Source organism: Aeromonas oralensis (assembly GCF_049665575.1).
Lineage (GTDB): Bacteria > Pseudomonadota > Gammaproteobacteria > Enterobacterales > Aeromonadaceae > Aeromonas > Aeromonas hydrophila.
Genome location: NZ_CP187186.1, coordinates 2,980,474 through 2,995,017 on the forward strand (window position 1 = coordinate 2,980,474; position 14,544 = coordinate 2,995,017).

The 14,544-nt window shown below is 62.6% G+C and carries 14 protein-coding genes; 3 read left to right on the forward strand and 11 right to left on the reverse strand.

From position 1 onward, the window contains the following. Positions 1-96: 96 nt before the first annotated feature. From lpxK to ACPDZI_RS13835, 3 genes are all read right to left on the reverse strand, one after another. A complete protein-coding gene (lpxK, locus tag ACPDZI_RS13825; protein ID WP_438833320.1) occupies positions 97-1,098 on the reverse strand; it encodes a tetraacyldisaccharide 4'-kinase in 1,002 nt (333 codons plus the stop codon). Continuing rightward, positions 1,098-2,864 (reverse strand): lipid A ABC transporter ATP-binding protein/permease MsbA, encoded by a 1,767-nt coding sequence (msbA, locus tag ACPDZI_RS13830; RefSeq protein ID WP_438833321.1) that lies wholly within the window; start codon positions 2,862-2,864, stop codon positions 1,098-1,100. Before msbA ends, lpxK begins: the two co-directional genes overlap by 1 nt. 264 nt (positions 2,865-3,128) lie before the next feature. Further along, a complete protein-coding gene (locus ACPDZI_RS13835) occupies positions 3,129-5,420 on the reverse strand; it encodes a DNA internalization-related competence protein ComEC/Rec2 (RefSeq protein WP_438833322.1) in 2,292 nt (763 codons plus the stop codon). Here ACPDZI_RS13835 and ACPDZI_RS13840 point away from each other — a divergent pair. The 3 genes from ACPDZI_RS13840 (at position 5,358) to ACPDZI_RS13850 (ending at position 7,996) form a co-directional block, all read left to right on the forward strand. Beyond that, positions 5,358-5,876 (forward strand): DUF2062 domain-containing protein, encoded by a 519-nt coding sequence (locus ACPDZI_RS13840; RefSeq protein WP_076361373.1) that lies wholly within the window; start codon positions 5,358-5,360, stop codon positions 5,874-5,876. The genes ACPDZI_RS13835 and ACPDZI_RS13840 overlap by 63 nt on opposite strands. Next, positions 5,870-6,364, forward strand: a complete 495-nt coding sequence (locus tag ACPDZI_RS13845) for a DUF2062 domain-containing protein (RefSeq protein ID WP_076361372.1) — start codon at positions 5,870-5,872, stop codon at positions 6,362-6,364. The genes ACPDZI_RS13840 and ACPDZI_RS13845 overlap by 7 nt, the downstream gene beginning before the upstream one ends. 123 nt (positions 6,365-6,487) lie before the next feature. Further along, entirely contained in the window at positions 6,488-7,996 is a 1,509-nt protein-coding gene (locus ACPDZI_RS13850) for a helicase HerA-like domain-containing protein (protein WP_438833323.1), read from the forward strand. Between the two features lie 71 nt (positions 7,997-8,067). Here ACPDZI_RS13850 and ACPDZI_RS13855 read toward each other — a convergent pair whose 3' ends face one another. The 8 genes from ACPDZI_RS13855 to modB all read right to left on the reverse strand — a co-directional run bounded on the left by ACPDZI_RS13855 (position 8,068) and on the right by modB (position 14,452). After that, complete coding sequence (locus tag ACPDZI_RS13855; RefSeq protein ID WP_017410450.1) at positions 8,068-8,358, reverse strand: Bor family protein; 291 nt, start codon at positions 8,356-8,358, stop codon at positions 8,068-8,070. A gap of 174 nt (positions 8,359-8,532) precedes the next feature. Continuing rightward, a complete protein-coding gene (locus tag ACPDZI_RS13860; protein ID WP_207138201.1) occupies positions 8,533-8,826 on the reverse strand; it encodes a Bor family protein in 294 nt (97 codons plus the stop codon). A gap of 43 nt (positions 8,827-8,869) precedes the next feature. Then, the gene (locus ACPDZI_RS13865) at positions 8,870-9,832 is read right to left on the reverse strand and encodes an IS1595 family transposase (RefSeq protein ID WP_438833324.1); all 963 of its coding nucleotides are present in this window, start codon (positions 9,830-9,832) and stop codon (positions 8,870-8,872) included. Positions 9,833-9,899: 67 nt separating this feature from the next. Continuing rightward, positions 9,900-10,718 (reverse strand): hypothetical protein, encoded by an 819-nt coding sequence (locus ACPDZI_RS13870; RefSeq protein ID WP_411636472.1) that lies wholly within the window; start codon positions 10,716-10,718, stop codon positions 9,900-9,902. Next, a complete protein-coding gene (gene parM / locus ACPDZI_RS13875; protein WP_042067730.1) occupies positions 10,711-11,736 on the reverse strand; it encodes a plasmid segregation protein ParM domain-containing protein in 1,026 nt (341 codons plus the stop codon). Before parM ends, ACPDZI_RS13870 begins: the two co-directional genes overlap by 8 nt. A gap of 121 nt (positions 11,737-11,857) precedes the next feature. Then, positions 11,858-12,634 carry an alpha/beta fold hydrolase gene (locus tag ACPDZI_RS13880; RefSeq protein WP_017781785.1) on the reverse strand — a complete coding sequence of 259 codons (777 nt, stop codon included), beginning with the start codon at positions 12,632-12,634 and terminating at the stop codon, positions 11,858-11,860. 64 nt (positions 12,635-12,698) lie between these two features. Then, on the reverse strand, positions 12,699-13,775 hold the full coding sequence (gene modC / locus ACPDZI_RS13885) for a molybdenum ABC transporter ATP-binding protein (protein ID WP_268014718.1): 1,077 nt from the start codon (positions 13,773-13,775) through the stop codon (positions 12,699-12,701). After that, complete coding sequence (gene modB / locus ACPDZI_RS13890; RefSeq protein WP_268014717.1) at positions 13,772-14,452, reverse strand: molybdate ABC transporter permease subunit; 681 nt, start codon at positions 14,450-14,452, stop codon at positions 13,772-13,774. The genes modC and modB overlap by 4 nt, the downstream gene beginning before the upstream one ends. Between the last annotated feature and the right edge of the window lie 92 nt (positions 14,453-14,544).

Genomic DNA, 14,544 nt, shown 5'->3' on the forward strand with positions numbered 1-14,544 from the left:
GCCGGCGGATTCATCACGCCGGCGATGGATGTCGAGCAACCAGATATTGCATGCGGGGCATGATAAGCCCCTTCTCCCCCACGTTGGCGAGAGAGATTAACCTTGTGCCTTGGTTGCGCCTTGCCCCTTCCCGCTCGCGCCCAGCTTGTGCAGCAGGGTATCGAGCAGGGAGGCGGGCAACTCGGCGCTGACCGGCAGATACCACCAGTTGTCGAGGGCAAAGGCGCGGCACTTGACCGCATCCTTCTCGGTCATCAGCAGCGGCTTGCCGGCAAAGCGACCCACCAGCTCGTCCCGATCGAAGGGGTGGTGATCCCCGTAGGCCACCCGCTGATCCAGCTGGTAACCGAGCCCCTCGAGAGTGGCGAAGAAACGGGGCGGATGACCAATGCCCGCCAGCGCGTCTACCGGACCGGCCAGCGGTGTGGCCAACGGGGCCTCGTCGCGTACCCGACGGGGGGAATCGGCCACCAACCTCATGGGATACTCTCCCCGCCCCGGCTCGCCGCCGTTGCAGATGATGGCGTCCACCCGCTTGAGCCGGGTAACCGGCTCGCGCAGCGGCCCCATGGGCAGCAGGCAGGCGTTGCCGAAACGGCGCGCCCCGTCCACCACCACCAGCTCGATGTCACGGGCCAGCGCATAGTGCTGCAGGCCATCGTCGGTGATGATGATGTCCACCTCGCCGCTCTGCTCCAGCAAACGCACCGCCTCGGCCCGCCTGGGCGCCACCACCACAGGGCAGCCACAGCGCCGGGCAATCAGTACCGGTTCATCCCCCGCCTGCGCCGTGGTGCTGGCGGCATCGAGCCGATACGGGTAATAGGGCGCCTTGCCGCCATAGCCGCGGCTCACCACCCCGGGGCGATAGCCGCGGGCCTGCAACTGCTCCACCAGCCAGACCACTACCGGGGTCTTGCCGTTACCCCCCACCGAGATATTGCCCACGACGATGACCGGCAAAGAGGCACGATAGCCCTTGCGCCAGCCGTGCCGATAGGCGTAGCGGCGGGTGCCGCTGACAACGGCAAACAGCAGGGCAAAGGGGGCCAGCAACCAACGCCAGCCACTCTTTGCATACCAGAGCCGCTCCAGCATCAGGCGTTGCCAGCTGCGGCATGGCCGAACTGGATGGCGCGCAGCTGGGCATAGGTGCCCTGCTGGGCCATCAGGGCCGCGTGGTTGCCGCGCTCGACGATATGGCCTTCATCGATCACCAGGATCTCGTCTGCCTTCTCGATGGTGGAGAGGCGGTGAGCGATCACCAGCGAGGTGCGCGCCTTGCACAGCTCGTCGATGGCCGCCTGGATGTGGCGCTCTGACTCGGTATCCAGCGCCGAGGTGGCCTCGTCCAGCAGCAGCACGGGCGCATCGCGCAGCAGGGCGCGGGCGATGGCGATGCGCTGACGCTGACCGCCGGAGAGCGACGCACCGTTTTCGCCAACCACGGTGTCATACCCGTTGCTCATCTTGCTGACGAACTCGTCGGCGTGGGCGATGCGGGCCGCCTGCTTGATCTCGTCGAGGCTGTATTGCTCTTCCGCGGCGTAGGCGATGTTGCTCGCCACCGTGTCGTTGAACAGGTGCACGTGCTGGGAGACCAGGGCGTACTGCTTGCGCAGCTCGCTCAGGCGGTAATCACGGATATTGACGCCATCCAGCAGGATCTCCCCCTGCTCGATGTCGTAGAAGCGGGTCAGCAGGCTGGCGATGGTGCTCTTGCCAGAGCCTGAGCGCCCCACCAGCGCCACCGATTTGCCCGCCTCCACCTTGAAGCTGACGTTGTGCAGCGCCGGGGTGTCCTTGGTCGGGTAGGTGAAGGTGACGTTGCGAAACTCGATCTCGCCGCGGGCGCGCTCCAGGGTACGGGTACCGGTATCCTGCTCCGGCTCGGTATCGAGCAGGCCGAACAGGCTGTGGCAGGCGGTGATGGCGCGCTGGAACTGGTTGTTGACGTCGGTCAGGCTTTTCAGCGGCTTGAGCAGCATCATCATGGAGGTGATCATGACGGTGAAGGTACCGGCGGTCAGCTCGCTGCGCACACTGTCGATGGTGGCCACATAGAGGAAGGCCGCCAGCGCGATGGAGGCAACCATCTGTACCACAGGGCTGCCGATGGCATCGGCGGCAACCATCTTCATGGTCTGCTGGCGCATGTTGTTGCTGACCTTGAAGAAGCGCTTCTCCTCCACCTTCTGGCCGCCGAACATCAGCACCTCTTTGTGCCCCTTGAGCATCTGCTCGGTGGAGGTGGTGATGTCACCCACCGCCTGCTGGATGTGGCGGCTGATCTGACGGAAACGGCGGCTGATGAGACCGATGATGATGCCCACCACGGGCCCCACCACCAGGAAGATCACCGACAGCTGCCAGGAGTGCCAGAACATCAGGCCGAGCAGACCGATGACCGTCGCCCCTTCCCGCACCAAGGTGACCAGAGTGGTACTGGCGGCCGAGGAGACCTGACTCGCGTCATAGGTCACCTTGGAGAGCAGGTGACCGGTATTTTGGCGGTCGAAGAAGCTCATCGGCATCGCCACCATGTGGTTGAATACCTGCTGCTGCAGGCGCATCACCACGTGGTTGCCGACCCAGGCCATGCAGTAGTTGGAGAGGAAGTTGGCGACGCCACGCAGGGCTACGATACCCAGCACGAAGAAGGGCATCCACTTGAGCACGGTCGGATCGTTGCCGTTGATCCCCTTGTCGATCAGCGGCTTGATGGAATAGACGAAGGTGGTATCCACGGCGGCGTAGCCCAGCATGCCGATGATGCCGCCAATCAGGCCAAGCTTGCGGTCACGGACATAGCCGAGCAGACGCTTGAAGACAGGCCAGCTGTCTTGTGAGGTTTCTTGTTGCATGAATAGCCGTTAATAAGGGAAATGACGGGCTATTCTAGCCAAAGCGCAGGATTACACCAAGCAGTGCCCATCGCCAAGACGGCAAATGACGGCCGTTATCCCAGCCAAAGCGCAGGATTACACCAAACAGTGCCCATCACCAGAGCGGGAAATGACTGTCGTTATGTCGGCCAAAGCGCAGGATTACACCAAGTATCGCCAGCGCATGCCCATCGCCAAGACGGCAAATGACGGTCGTTATGCCAGCCACAGCCGGGTTTACGCTCAGCGCTCAGGCCAGAATGCAGGGCGCCACCAGTCGCCATTGCGACGAAACCAGGGGCCCTGCTTCCGCTCGGCACTGATCCGCAGCCCGTCCGCCGCAGGCTCGACCAGGATCTCCCCGTCCAGCCCGGTGACCCATTGCTGCGCCTCCCGGTAGCGAGCCACCACCTCGGGGCGGGGAAAGCCCCACTGGTTCATGAAGCCGGCGCTGTGCACCACATAGCGGGGAGCCACCGCCGCCACGAAGGGGGCCGTGGAGGAGGTGCGGCTGCCGTGATGGGGGCTTACCAGCAGGGTGCTGGCAAGCCCCTCCCCTTCCAGCGCCAGCAGCCGCTGCTCCGCCTGCCGTTCGATGTCGGCACTGAGCAGGATGCGCCGCTCCCCGTCGCGGATCTGCAGCACACAGCCGTCGTTGTTGTGGCCTGGCCCCGGTTGCTGTGGCCAGAGCACCGCCATCTCGAGCCCCTGCCAGCGCCACTGCTGGCCACGCCGGCACAGGGTCGTGAAGCGGCCGAAGTCGAAGGAAGAGAGCTCGTGGCGCACCGGCAGAGCCTGCAGGATGGCACGCCGGTTGCCGGCGTGATCCCGATCCTTGTGGCTGATGACCAGATAATCCAGCATCCTCACATCGAGCCGGTTGAGCAGCGGCAGGATCACGGCATCCGCCATGTTGTAGCCGCCTGGGTAGCGATCGCCGGTGTCAAAGAGGATGCCGCGCTCGCCCCGGGTGATCAGCACCGCCAGCCCCTGCCCTACGTCCAGTACCCTCAGTTGCCAGTGGGACGGTGCCGGCCAGGCCGCCAGCAGCAGGGCTACGCCCCCCGGCAATAGCAAGGGACGACCACCCGGCACATGCCAGGCGCACCAGAGCAGGGTCAGCAGGGCGGTAAGCGGCAGCATCCAGCCCGGCACCGGCCACCAGAGCTGCCACTGGCTGGCCAAGCTCTCCAGCGCCCACAATACCCACTGCAGGCCGACATCGGCCAGCCAGAACAGCAGGTGGGCCAGCTCCCCCGAGAGCGGCGCCAGCAGCACCCCGATGAGCGCCAGCGGTATGATGCCGATGCAAAAGAGCGGCAATGCCAGCAGATTGAGCAGCAGCGACAGCGGCGCTATCCCCTCGAACAGCGCCAGTTGCAGCGGCAGCAGCCCCAGCAGCAACAAGCCCTGCAGACGAACGAGCCCGGGCTTGGCCTCCAGCAGGCTCGCCACCAGCAGCAGGGCCACTGCCAGGAAGGAGAGCCAGAATCCGGCCGAATAGAGGGCGAAGGGATCCCAGAGCGTGAGTACCACGAAGGCCCACAACCAGACGCGATGGGCCGGCCACTCCCGCCGTCGCCAGCGCAGCAGGCTCCACACCAGCACCATGATGAGGGCCCGTTCGGTGGCCACCGCAAAACCCGCCAGCCAGCTGTAGAGGGCGGCAAACAGCAGGGCGACCAGAATCGCCCCCCGCAGCCCGAACAGTCGCCCCAGCCACCAGCCAAGCACCGCCACCAGCGCGATATGCTGTCCCGAGATGGCGATGATGTGGGTCAGCCCGCTGCCGCGAAACAGGCTCCACTGCTCATCCGTGATGCCGCCCTGCTCGCCGAAGGTGAGCGCCGCCAGCAGCGGGCCCTGGCTCAGATCCTGCCAACTGGCGGCAGCGCGGGCCAGCCAGCGCTCACGCAGCCCCGTCTGCACCGGCTCAATCTGGATCACCCGGCGCAGGTTGCCGGTGACGGTGATCCCCTTGCCGAGCAGCAGGCGCCGCCCATCCATCCCCGCCTCGTTGGCCAGGCCGTGGGCCGGTTTGAGAGAGACCACTAGCGTGAGGCGACTGCCTGCCGTCATGGCGGGCAGCGCCTGGTAGGCATTGATGCGCACCAGCGGCGCCGGAGTGAGCGCCTGCTCGTCGAGCCTGTTCACCCGCAGCACCAGCCGGATAAATTTATCGCCCTCGGGTTCTGCACTTTGCAGCTGTGCGGTTATGATGTGGCTCGTTTTTTTGCCAAGCTGATCCAGCCAGGCAAGTCGGTAGTGCAAACTCCCCTGCATCCAGAGGATGCCGCACAGCAAAAATAACAGCCGCCAGCAGCGGTAACCGGCCAGGGGGAACGCGAGCAGCAGCATCAGGCCACCCCATTCCCATGAAGGCAACCATGGCCAAAGCAGTGAGGAGCTTGCCCCGAGGGCAAACGACAACAGACGCAGATCCATGGTGCAAGTATTTAGCAAGGTTTCAATATGCCCAAACGACTCATACAACGCTGGCTGCCTGATCCGGCGACACTCAAGGAACACAAGCACTTGCGGCTGTTTGGCAAGCTGCTGCTGGATGCCAACCTGTGGCACCTCAATCGGCGCTCGGCAGCCGGAGCCTTCGCGGTGGGGCTGTTCATGGCATGGGTGCCGCTTCCCTGCCAGATGTTGCTGGCGGCCGGTGGCGCCATCGCCTGCCGGGTCAACCTACCGCTCTCGGTGGCCCTGGTCTGGCTCTCCAACCCCTTCACCATGCCGCCGCTGTTCTACGGCGCCTATCTGACCGGCTGCCAGCTGCTGGGGCAACCCTCCCAGCACATCGAGATCGAGTTCACCTGGGCCTGGCTGGTGTCGGTGTTCGAGACCGTAGCCCCGCCGCTGCTGCTGGGTTCGCTGGTGCTCGCCCTGCTCAGCTCCCTCATCGGCTACGCCCTCATTCGTACCTGCTGGCGCATCAGCACCGTGCGTCAGTGGCAGAAACGCAAGGTGGCCCGCACATGCTGAATCGCTGGTTTGCCCGCTTCAAGATTGACCCCGATACCCTGCGCCAGCAGAAGTGGTTCTCCCTGTTTGGCGAGCGTCTGCTCGCACCCGCCCTCTGGCAAGGGGGGCCGCGCGCCCTGAGCGGGGCGGTGGCGGCCGGCATCTTCGCCTGCTGGTTTCCCATCCCCATGCATTCACTCATCGCAGTCGGGCTGGCGCTGGCGTTCAGCCTCAACCTGCCGCTGGCACTGCTGGCGGTCTGGTTCAACAACCCGCTGACCCTGCCCTTCATGTACCTCTACGCCTATCGCACCGGTTGTCTGGTGCTGCACAAGACGCCGGAACCGTTTCACCTCAGCTGGACCCTGCACTGGCTGGAGCACGAGGCGGCTACCCTGGTGCCCCCCTTCCTGCTCGGCAGCCTGCTGCTGGCGGTGCTGACCGCCGCCACCGGCGGCCTCCTCACCTTGCTGCTGTTGCGCCTCGGCAAGCTGGTCCGCCCCCGCTGATCCTGCCCGCCTTGTCAGCCTCTGGCGCGCTGACGAGGCACTCCCTTGCCATCCCCGGATCCTGCCACCACACTCCTTGTAACCCGTTGTTTTTCGTCCCCCATTTGCCACAAGGAGCCCACCATGGCCGAACCGCTCACGCTGGCCCATGCCAATGGTCATCCCCTCGCCCTGCTGCCAGCCATGGCCAATCGCCACGGCCTCATCACCGGTGCCACCGGTACTGGCAAGACCGTCACCCTGCAGGTGCTGGCGGAGGGGTTCTCCCGCCTCGGTGTACCGGTCTTTCTGGCCGACGTGAAGGGGGATCTGAGCGGACTGGGCGCCGCCGGAACTGGCTCGGCCAAGCTGGACGCCAGGCTGGCCCAGCTCGGCATTCCGGCACCCGTCTTTGCCGCCAGTCCCACCCTGTTCTGGGATCTGTTTGCCGAACAGGGCCACCCGGTGCGGGCCACCGTCTCTGACATGGGGCCCCTGCTGCTCGCCCGCCTGCTCGGCCTCAACGATACCCAGAGCGGGGTACTGGAGCTGGTGTTCAAGGTGGCGGACGACGAAGGGCTGCTGCTGCTCGATCTCAAAGACCTGCGCGCCATGGTGCAGTTTGCCGGTGACAACGCCAAATCCCTCACCACCCGTTACGGCAACGTCTCCACCGCCTCCATCGGCGCCATCCTGCGCAACCTGCTCACACTGGAGAGTGCAGGCGGCGATCATTTCTTCGGCGAACCCATGCTGGACATTCAAGATCTGCTGCAGACCGATGAGGCTGGCCACGGCCATATCAATGTGCTGGCCGCCAGCAAGCTGACCCAATCCAGCCGGCTCTATGCATGCTTCCTGCTCTGGCTGCTCTCCGAACTGTTCGAGCAGTTGCCAGAGGTGGGGGATCCGGACAAGCCGGTGCTGGTGTTCTTCTTCGACGAGGCGCACCTGCTGTTCAACGATGCCCCCAAGGCTCTGCTGGAGAAGATCGAACTGGTGGTGCGGCTCATCCGCTCAAAGGGAGTGGGTGTCTACTTCGTGACCCAGAGCCCGGCCGACATCCCCGACAGCGTATTGGGGCAGCTTGGCAACCGGGTGCAGCACGCCCTGCGCGCCTTTACCCCGAGTGATCAGAAAGCGGTGCGGATCGCCGCCAATACCCTGCGGGCCAACCCCGCCTTCGATGCCGCCGGCGTCATCACCGAACTCGGTGTCGGCGAGGCGCTGGTCTCTCTGCTCGACGAGAAGGGACGGCCCAGCATGGTGGAGCGCGCCTTCATCGCCCCGCCCGCCAGCCGCATCGGCCCCTTGAGCGACGCCGAGCGGCAGACGCTCATTCAGGGCTCATTGCTGCACGGCCGCTACGAGACGCCGGAGGATCGCGAGTCGGCTTTCGAGCGGCTCAACGGCGCCAAGGTGACAACCACTGGCGAGAAAGGCAGTGAGCCGTCATCCAGCGGGGAAGGCGGCCTGCTCGATGCCCTCAATGGCATCCTGTTTGGCCGCACCGGCCCCCGTGGCGGCCAGCACGACGGCGTGGTGCAGACCGCCGCCAAGAGCGTGGCCCGCACCATCGGCAGCGAGGTGGGTCGCCAGCTGGTACGCGGCGTCCTCGGCTCCCTGCTGGGGGGTGGTAAGCGCCGTCGTTGACGCAGCCGTAATATACCCAACAAAAAAGCCGACCCTTGGGTCGGCTTTTTGCAGCATGCGTACGGCAGGGATTAACCAGCGCAGTAAACACGTGCCTCGCGCGGGGTGTAAACACCGAAGGTCACTGCGCCCAGCAGGCCATTGAGGAAGGTATGCTGCGCTTCAACACGCACTACCTTATCGGCACCGTTGCAAACGGCAGCGGCATCGATGGTTTTGCTCTGGCCCAGGCCGGAAATGAAGAAGTGGTGGGTTACTTCCTTGGTGGGTTTTACTGCATTACCGGAATGCACGGTAAAACCTTGCTGAGCACAGCCCGCCATCATCATTGCAACGGCTGCAGTCAATACCATTTTTTTCATTTTATTATCCCTGACAACATTATTTTTTCCGGTTATACCGGTGCCACACAAAGAAACATTTCTATTAATTATCAATTACATAAATAAAGAAACACTCCTGAGTGCGCGCACATTATCAAAATCCAGAAAGGGCAACAAGGCTTTATTTGAGACTTTATACTGTCGGTACAGAAATCACAGACTGCAATAAACCCGAGCCGTCCTCGGGGTATATATTCCCAACGTCAAGACGGTCATCAAGGTATCCTGCGGGCTCTGTTGCATTTCTACTCGTACCACTTTCTGCGGATCACCATGGCAGGCCAGAGCAGCATCAACCATCTCACTCTGGCCAATCCCCGCCAGTACGAAATCATGGCTCACTTCTCGGGTTGGCTGACCCGGATTACCTTCGTGTACGAAAAAGGTTTGCTGGGCACACCCAGATAACAGCAAGGCGCCGCACGCCATCCATACTATTTTTTTCATCTCTCTTACTCTGGCGATGGTCATTAGAAAGCCTTAGAAAAGGCTATGTCCCAATTACGTGTTGCATGGGGCGCCCCAGCGCCTCATGCAAGCAACATGAGATATTCACTTCCCGCCCATAGCGCTCCAACATCCTTCGCCAACCCAGATAATTCCTCAGATAGTGGGTCGCGACCCCATGGAACCGTTCCATCCACTCCTTCAATCGCCTGTGGTACCCGTTCACATGTTGGATGTGATATGCACCTACCACTCGCTCTCCCGCACGGTTGTGCACCACTTGGTGGGTCATGCCCTGCGACTTGCTGAAACTGGCATACACCCCAGCGCCATCGCTGCACAGGACGGCATCCGGGGCGATAAGCGGCTCAAGCACCGCCTTAACTGCCCTGGCATTCAGCTGCTCCAACTGGAAGTCAGCCAGGTGACCTGCTCTGTCTTGCACCACCATCACCGGGATGTAATCCGGCCCTGTGCCTCGGGTACAGCCTTTGCCTCCACGATGGCGGGCCGGGCGGGGTAATCCGCGCTGGCCTTTGCAGGATTCTAAGAGGAAGGTCTCATCAACCTCGACGATGCCCTCCTCCCGTACTGCCTGATGGCTAGCCATGGCCTTCAGGAAGCGGTGGCGCCATAAAAAGGCGGTGTTTTTACCGACCCCACAGCGGAGCGCCGCCTGCCGGACGGTCAGACCTTCGATGAGGGCCTGAGCATAGTCTTCCCAGCATTGTGGCTTGCGAAGTCGGGCGAGAGGCGTGTTGGTGAGAACGGAACTGGTGCGCAAACACTGCTTGCAGCGATAACGGCGCAGCCCGCGAGACCAGCCCCAGGGAGCCAACTGTGTGGCCTCGGCCTGACAGTGAGGGCAGCATTGGCATGCGGGCAGTTGAGTGGCCAACGAGGTGATGGGGTGAGGGGTGGTGAGTTCATGTTGCGCGAGACGACGCTGACGCAAAGTGAGTAATGGGAAGAGGGACAGTAGGTGTTGAAAGGCTTGGGTATCCATGGTGGAGGCCCTCAAGGTGATGACCTACTTCAAGATTAGCCTTTCAACACATAACTGGGACAGAGCCTTAGAAAATCCCTTTGGCCTTGACCTTTTTCATGTTGGCCACCTGGTTGGAGAGATCTTCCACCAGCGGTTCGGTGTCCCCCACCGCCGTCATTTGGCGACCAGGGACACTGGCCAGACGCTGGATCAGCCGATGCTGCTCACGAATAAGCCGCGACTGCTCTTCCAGTTGACGAGAGAGCTGTTGAATGCTGCTTTGCAGCGGCGCTAGGTCCTGCTCGCCGGCAGCAGATGGCAGCTTGCCCGCGATCGCCTCGGCCAGCTGTTCATGGTCAAGAGGAGCCGGCATTCCCTGCCGCAACTCATCCCACAGCTCGGTTGGTTGCTGCTCCCCAAGTCGGCTGACGATCTCTTCCACCAGACTGTCCGAAGAGGGCACGGCGGCTTGCTGACCCAAACGCTGAACGATTTCATCCACCAGCCCGCCGGTATCACCCTGGCCAAGCCGGGGGGACAATCTAGCCACTATCTGCTCGATCATGAGATCGGCAGCAGGCTGCGCCGACGCACTCCCCTCTCCCAGGTTGAAGCCACAACTGGCAAAGGCATGACGCAAGGTGGTCATGCTTACCTGCTCGGGACCCAGCGCATTGGCAATGGCCTTGCAGAGGTTGGGCGCCAGCACATACATGAACATGCCGGAGAGATAGATATCCTTGTGGAAACGACTCTTGGAGAAGTCGAACTCCTCGCTGCCATCCTGGATCTTGCGGGCCCGTTGGTACCAGTTCTGCAATACCCCGACCGCGTAACGATCAGACTCCAGCGCACCCGGGTCCATATAGATGGAGAAGGTCATGCGCTTGAGTTGACTACTCATCACCAACCTCGGCCATCACGGCTGCTTCGCGGTACACTTCCTCTTCTTCCGTGGTGTAGAGGCAGATCTCGCGAGCCAGCGCTGACTGGGCATCGTCCAGCAGTTCGACCCTGTCACCCAGAGTCGGGTAAGCGTTCTTGATTGCTTCGTGGATAAGCGACGCCCCGCCCCCGACCAGATAAACACGGTTCGGGTTCTTGGCAAACTTCTTCGCTTCATGCGCTACCTGGGAGCCCAATTCGTCGATCTTGTTCTGCATCTTCTCGAGGATCTTGGGGATCTGGCTCTCGTCGTTCACCACATCGCGCACGAAGCTCATGTCGTGGCGACGCTTGATGAACTCGTTGGCCACCAGATAACTGGAATCGCTGTCCGCCGCCGCCAGGGCCTTGCGCACGGCATCGGTCACCATGGACACACCGATCTCGTTGTTGCCATAAACATCGGAGACGTCATCAAACTCGCCGACGATGATCCCCATGTCGAGGGTGGTGCCACCACAGTCGATCACCAGGGTCTTGGTGAACTCGTTGCAGCCCGAACCGATCAGACGGGAGAGCGCCGCAGGCAGGCTCTCTGGCATCACTTCGACGCTGACAATGTTGAACAGTTCCCCCTTGTTGAGGGAGATGGCCCGCATCAGGTTGCGACGCTTCTTCTCGATCTTCTCTTCATTACGCTGACAATCGTCCGGGTTGTAGAACTCGGTGATGGGCAGGGTCACGGTAATAGCCACATCACAGGGGGTCACCCCGGTCTGCAGCAGGGCATGATGCACGGAGAGCAGGTTCAAATCGTCGTACTGATACTCCACGTGGGTGGTCGCCAGCGACTTGTCGGAAGTGGCGTCATAGGTGTACTTGGTGTTGCCTATCTCGTAGTTGTAGATCTTCTTGTCCTTGCGCAAGGCGGCGCTCTTCCAGTCCTTGCGAAAGGAGTTGGGAGAGATGATGGTCTTGAGCACCTTGTTCTCAATCCAGCTCACCTTGACGTTGGTTGAACCATCATCAATAGCCATTTTCATTACTTCAGACATGAGGAAATACCTGTTGATAGAGCAAAATGGGTCCGATTGCCTTGCCTTTTGGTGTGGCACGGCGATCGGACCAATACATACACGGGATAAAAGGGCGACCAGTTTAATGAGTTTCTAAAATCCGGTGAAGCAAATGATTAAAGCCGGAGGGATCTTCCGCCGGCCAGGCGTGGTGGCCGTTGGGGGTGTGGATGGTGGCATTGGGCAGGGAGGCGAACTGCTCCACCCGCTTGGCGAGCGGCAGATAGTCGTGGCTGGTGGAGATGATGGCCACCGGCTGCCAGATATTGCCAAGCCGGGCGCGCACCGACCAGCCGGGCAGCGCCTCCAGCAGTGCCTTGTAGGTTTTCTTTTTATTGCGCACGAAACGCAGCCGGAAGGTGTGACGCACCTGGGCAAGGTCGGGGCCGGGAAAGAGCTCGCGGCCGAGCCACCAGGCGAGCGGTCGCAGGCCGAACCAGCGCAGCCACTTGAGGCGCTGGGCAAAGCGCTCCTGCTCTTTTGGCGTCTCCAGCAAAAATTCGCTGAAGCCGTTGACCAGCACCAGCCCCTGCACCTTGTGCGGCAGTTGCAGCGCCAGCTCCAGCGCCACCATGGCCCCGAGCGACAACCCTACCACCCAAGCGGGCTCAGGCTGTTCGTCCAGCCAGTTCACCACGTCTGCCGCCAGGGTCGCCACGTCGAACGGCCCCTCCTGCATGCTCTGGCCGTGACCGCGCAGATCCAGCGCCACCACCCGGTAGTGCTCGGAAAAGCGTTCAATCTGCGCCTGCCAGTCGAGGCTGGAGGAACCCAGCCCGTGCAGCAGCAACAACAAGGGGCCCTCCCCCGCGCTGCGCAGGGCAAGACCGTTGGATTTCATCACCTGATTGCGGCGCATCAGTTCATTGCCTCTCGACTCATCCGCTGAACCATCCTGATTTTCTGCCTCTTCTACAATCCGCTCAACCTTCGCTGACCAGGCTCACCGCCTTGATGTAGGCGTAGATCTGCTGGTTCGGGGCAAGCGCCAGCCGTCTGGCGGAGCGGCTGGTGATCCGGGCCAGCAGTATCTGCTGACCCAGCGCCAACTGCAACAGGGTCTGGCCGGGGCGCACTTCGCGTTCGGCCAGCAGTCGGGTAGTGAGACAGTTGGAGAGGCTGGAGTGTTCGATGGGGGCGGTGGCAATCACCACGTCCCGCCCGGCCACCTTGATCTGCAAGGGGCCACCATCGTCCGGCACCTGGGTCATGGTGACCCGCAACAGCTGCTCGCCGAGCAGCAGGGTTGCCATCTGCTCCTCTTCATCGTAGTGAGAGAGGGTCGCCGTCAGCATCACCCCGGCGTCGTCGCGACTGGCAAGCGAAAGGTCGGTACGGGCGAAGATCTCGCTCGGTCGACCTTGCGCCTCCACCCGGCCATCCGCCAGCAGCACCAGCTGATCGCAGAGCAGGCTCACCTCCTCCATGGCGTGGCTGACGAAGATCATCGGGATGCCGCTCTCCTGCTGCAAGCCCTTGAGCACGTGGGCCTGATGGATTCGGCTCCGTCTGTCCAGCGCGGAAAAAGGTTCATCCAGCAGCAGCAAATCCGGTTCGGCCAACAGAGCCCGGGCCAGTGCCACCCGCTGGCGCTGGCCGCCGGAGAGGCCGTGAGCCGGCTGGGGCAGCAGTTCGGCAAAGCCGAGCCGCGTTGCCAGCGTCTCGGGCTGCCAGCGACCTCGCCCCTTGCGAGCAGCCAGTTGCAGGTTGCCGAGCACGCTCAGATGGGGAAAGAGGCGCGAATCCTGAAACACCAACCCGATGCGGCGCGCCTCGGGCAGCAGATCGCTCAGCGCCCAGCCCTGCCAGTTCAGCTTGTCGCCCGGCGCCCTGTCCAGCCCGGCGATGATGCGCAGCAGGCTGCTCTTGCCGCAGCCGGAGGGGCCGAACAGACCGAGGATGCCCCCAAGCTCCAGTGCCAGTTCACAGTCGAGGGTAAAGGCGCCAAACGCCCGCCTCGCCTTGAGTTGCAGCGGTTGCGCCTTGCGGGTGTCGCTCATCCGAACAGCCTCCGTTGCCGGCGCTGCAGCACCCCGTACACCAGTACCAGCATCACCAGCGAGAAGCCCATCAGGCCGCCCGCCAGCAGGTGGGCATTTTGATAATCCATCGCCTCCACGTGATCAAACAGGGCGATGGAGAGCACCTGGGTTTCACCCGGGATATTGCCGCCAATCATCAGCACCACCCCGAACTCCCCCAGGGTGTGGGCAAAACCGAGCGCCGCCGCCATCACGAAGCTGGGCAGCGTCATCGGCAAGATGATGTGAAAGAAGCGCTCCACCGGCCCGAGCCCCAGAGTGGCGGCGGCCTCCAGCTCCTTGTTGCCCATGTTGACGAAGGCGGAGGTGAGCGGCTGCACCACGAAGGGAAGCGAGTAGAGGATGGAGGCGAGCAGCAGGCCAGTAAAGCTGAACGCCAGCGGCGCCCCGAAGGTGTCGCGCCACCAGGCGCCCAATCCGTAGGAGGGGGAGAAGGCCAGCAGCAGATAGAAACCGAGCACAGTTGGCGGCAGCACCAGCGGCAACGCCACCAGAGCTTCTACCAAGGGTCTGAGCCGGTGCTGGCTGCGCGACAGCCACCAGGCTAGCGGCGGCGAGAGCAGCAACAAGATGACGGTGGTGCTGGCGGCCAGTCTCAGGGTGAGCCAGACCGCCAGCAGATCCCCTTCACTCATCGCCTTCCTCCCGGGTAGATGCCGACAACCATGGAGAGTATGACTTCATCGCACAGGCGGGCCGACCCGAAGGCCAGCCCGCCGTTAGCAGA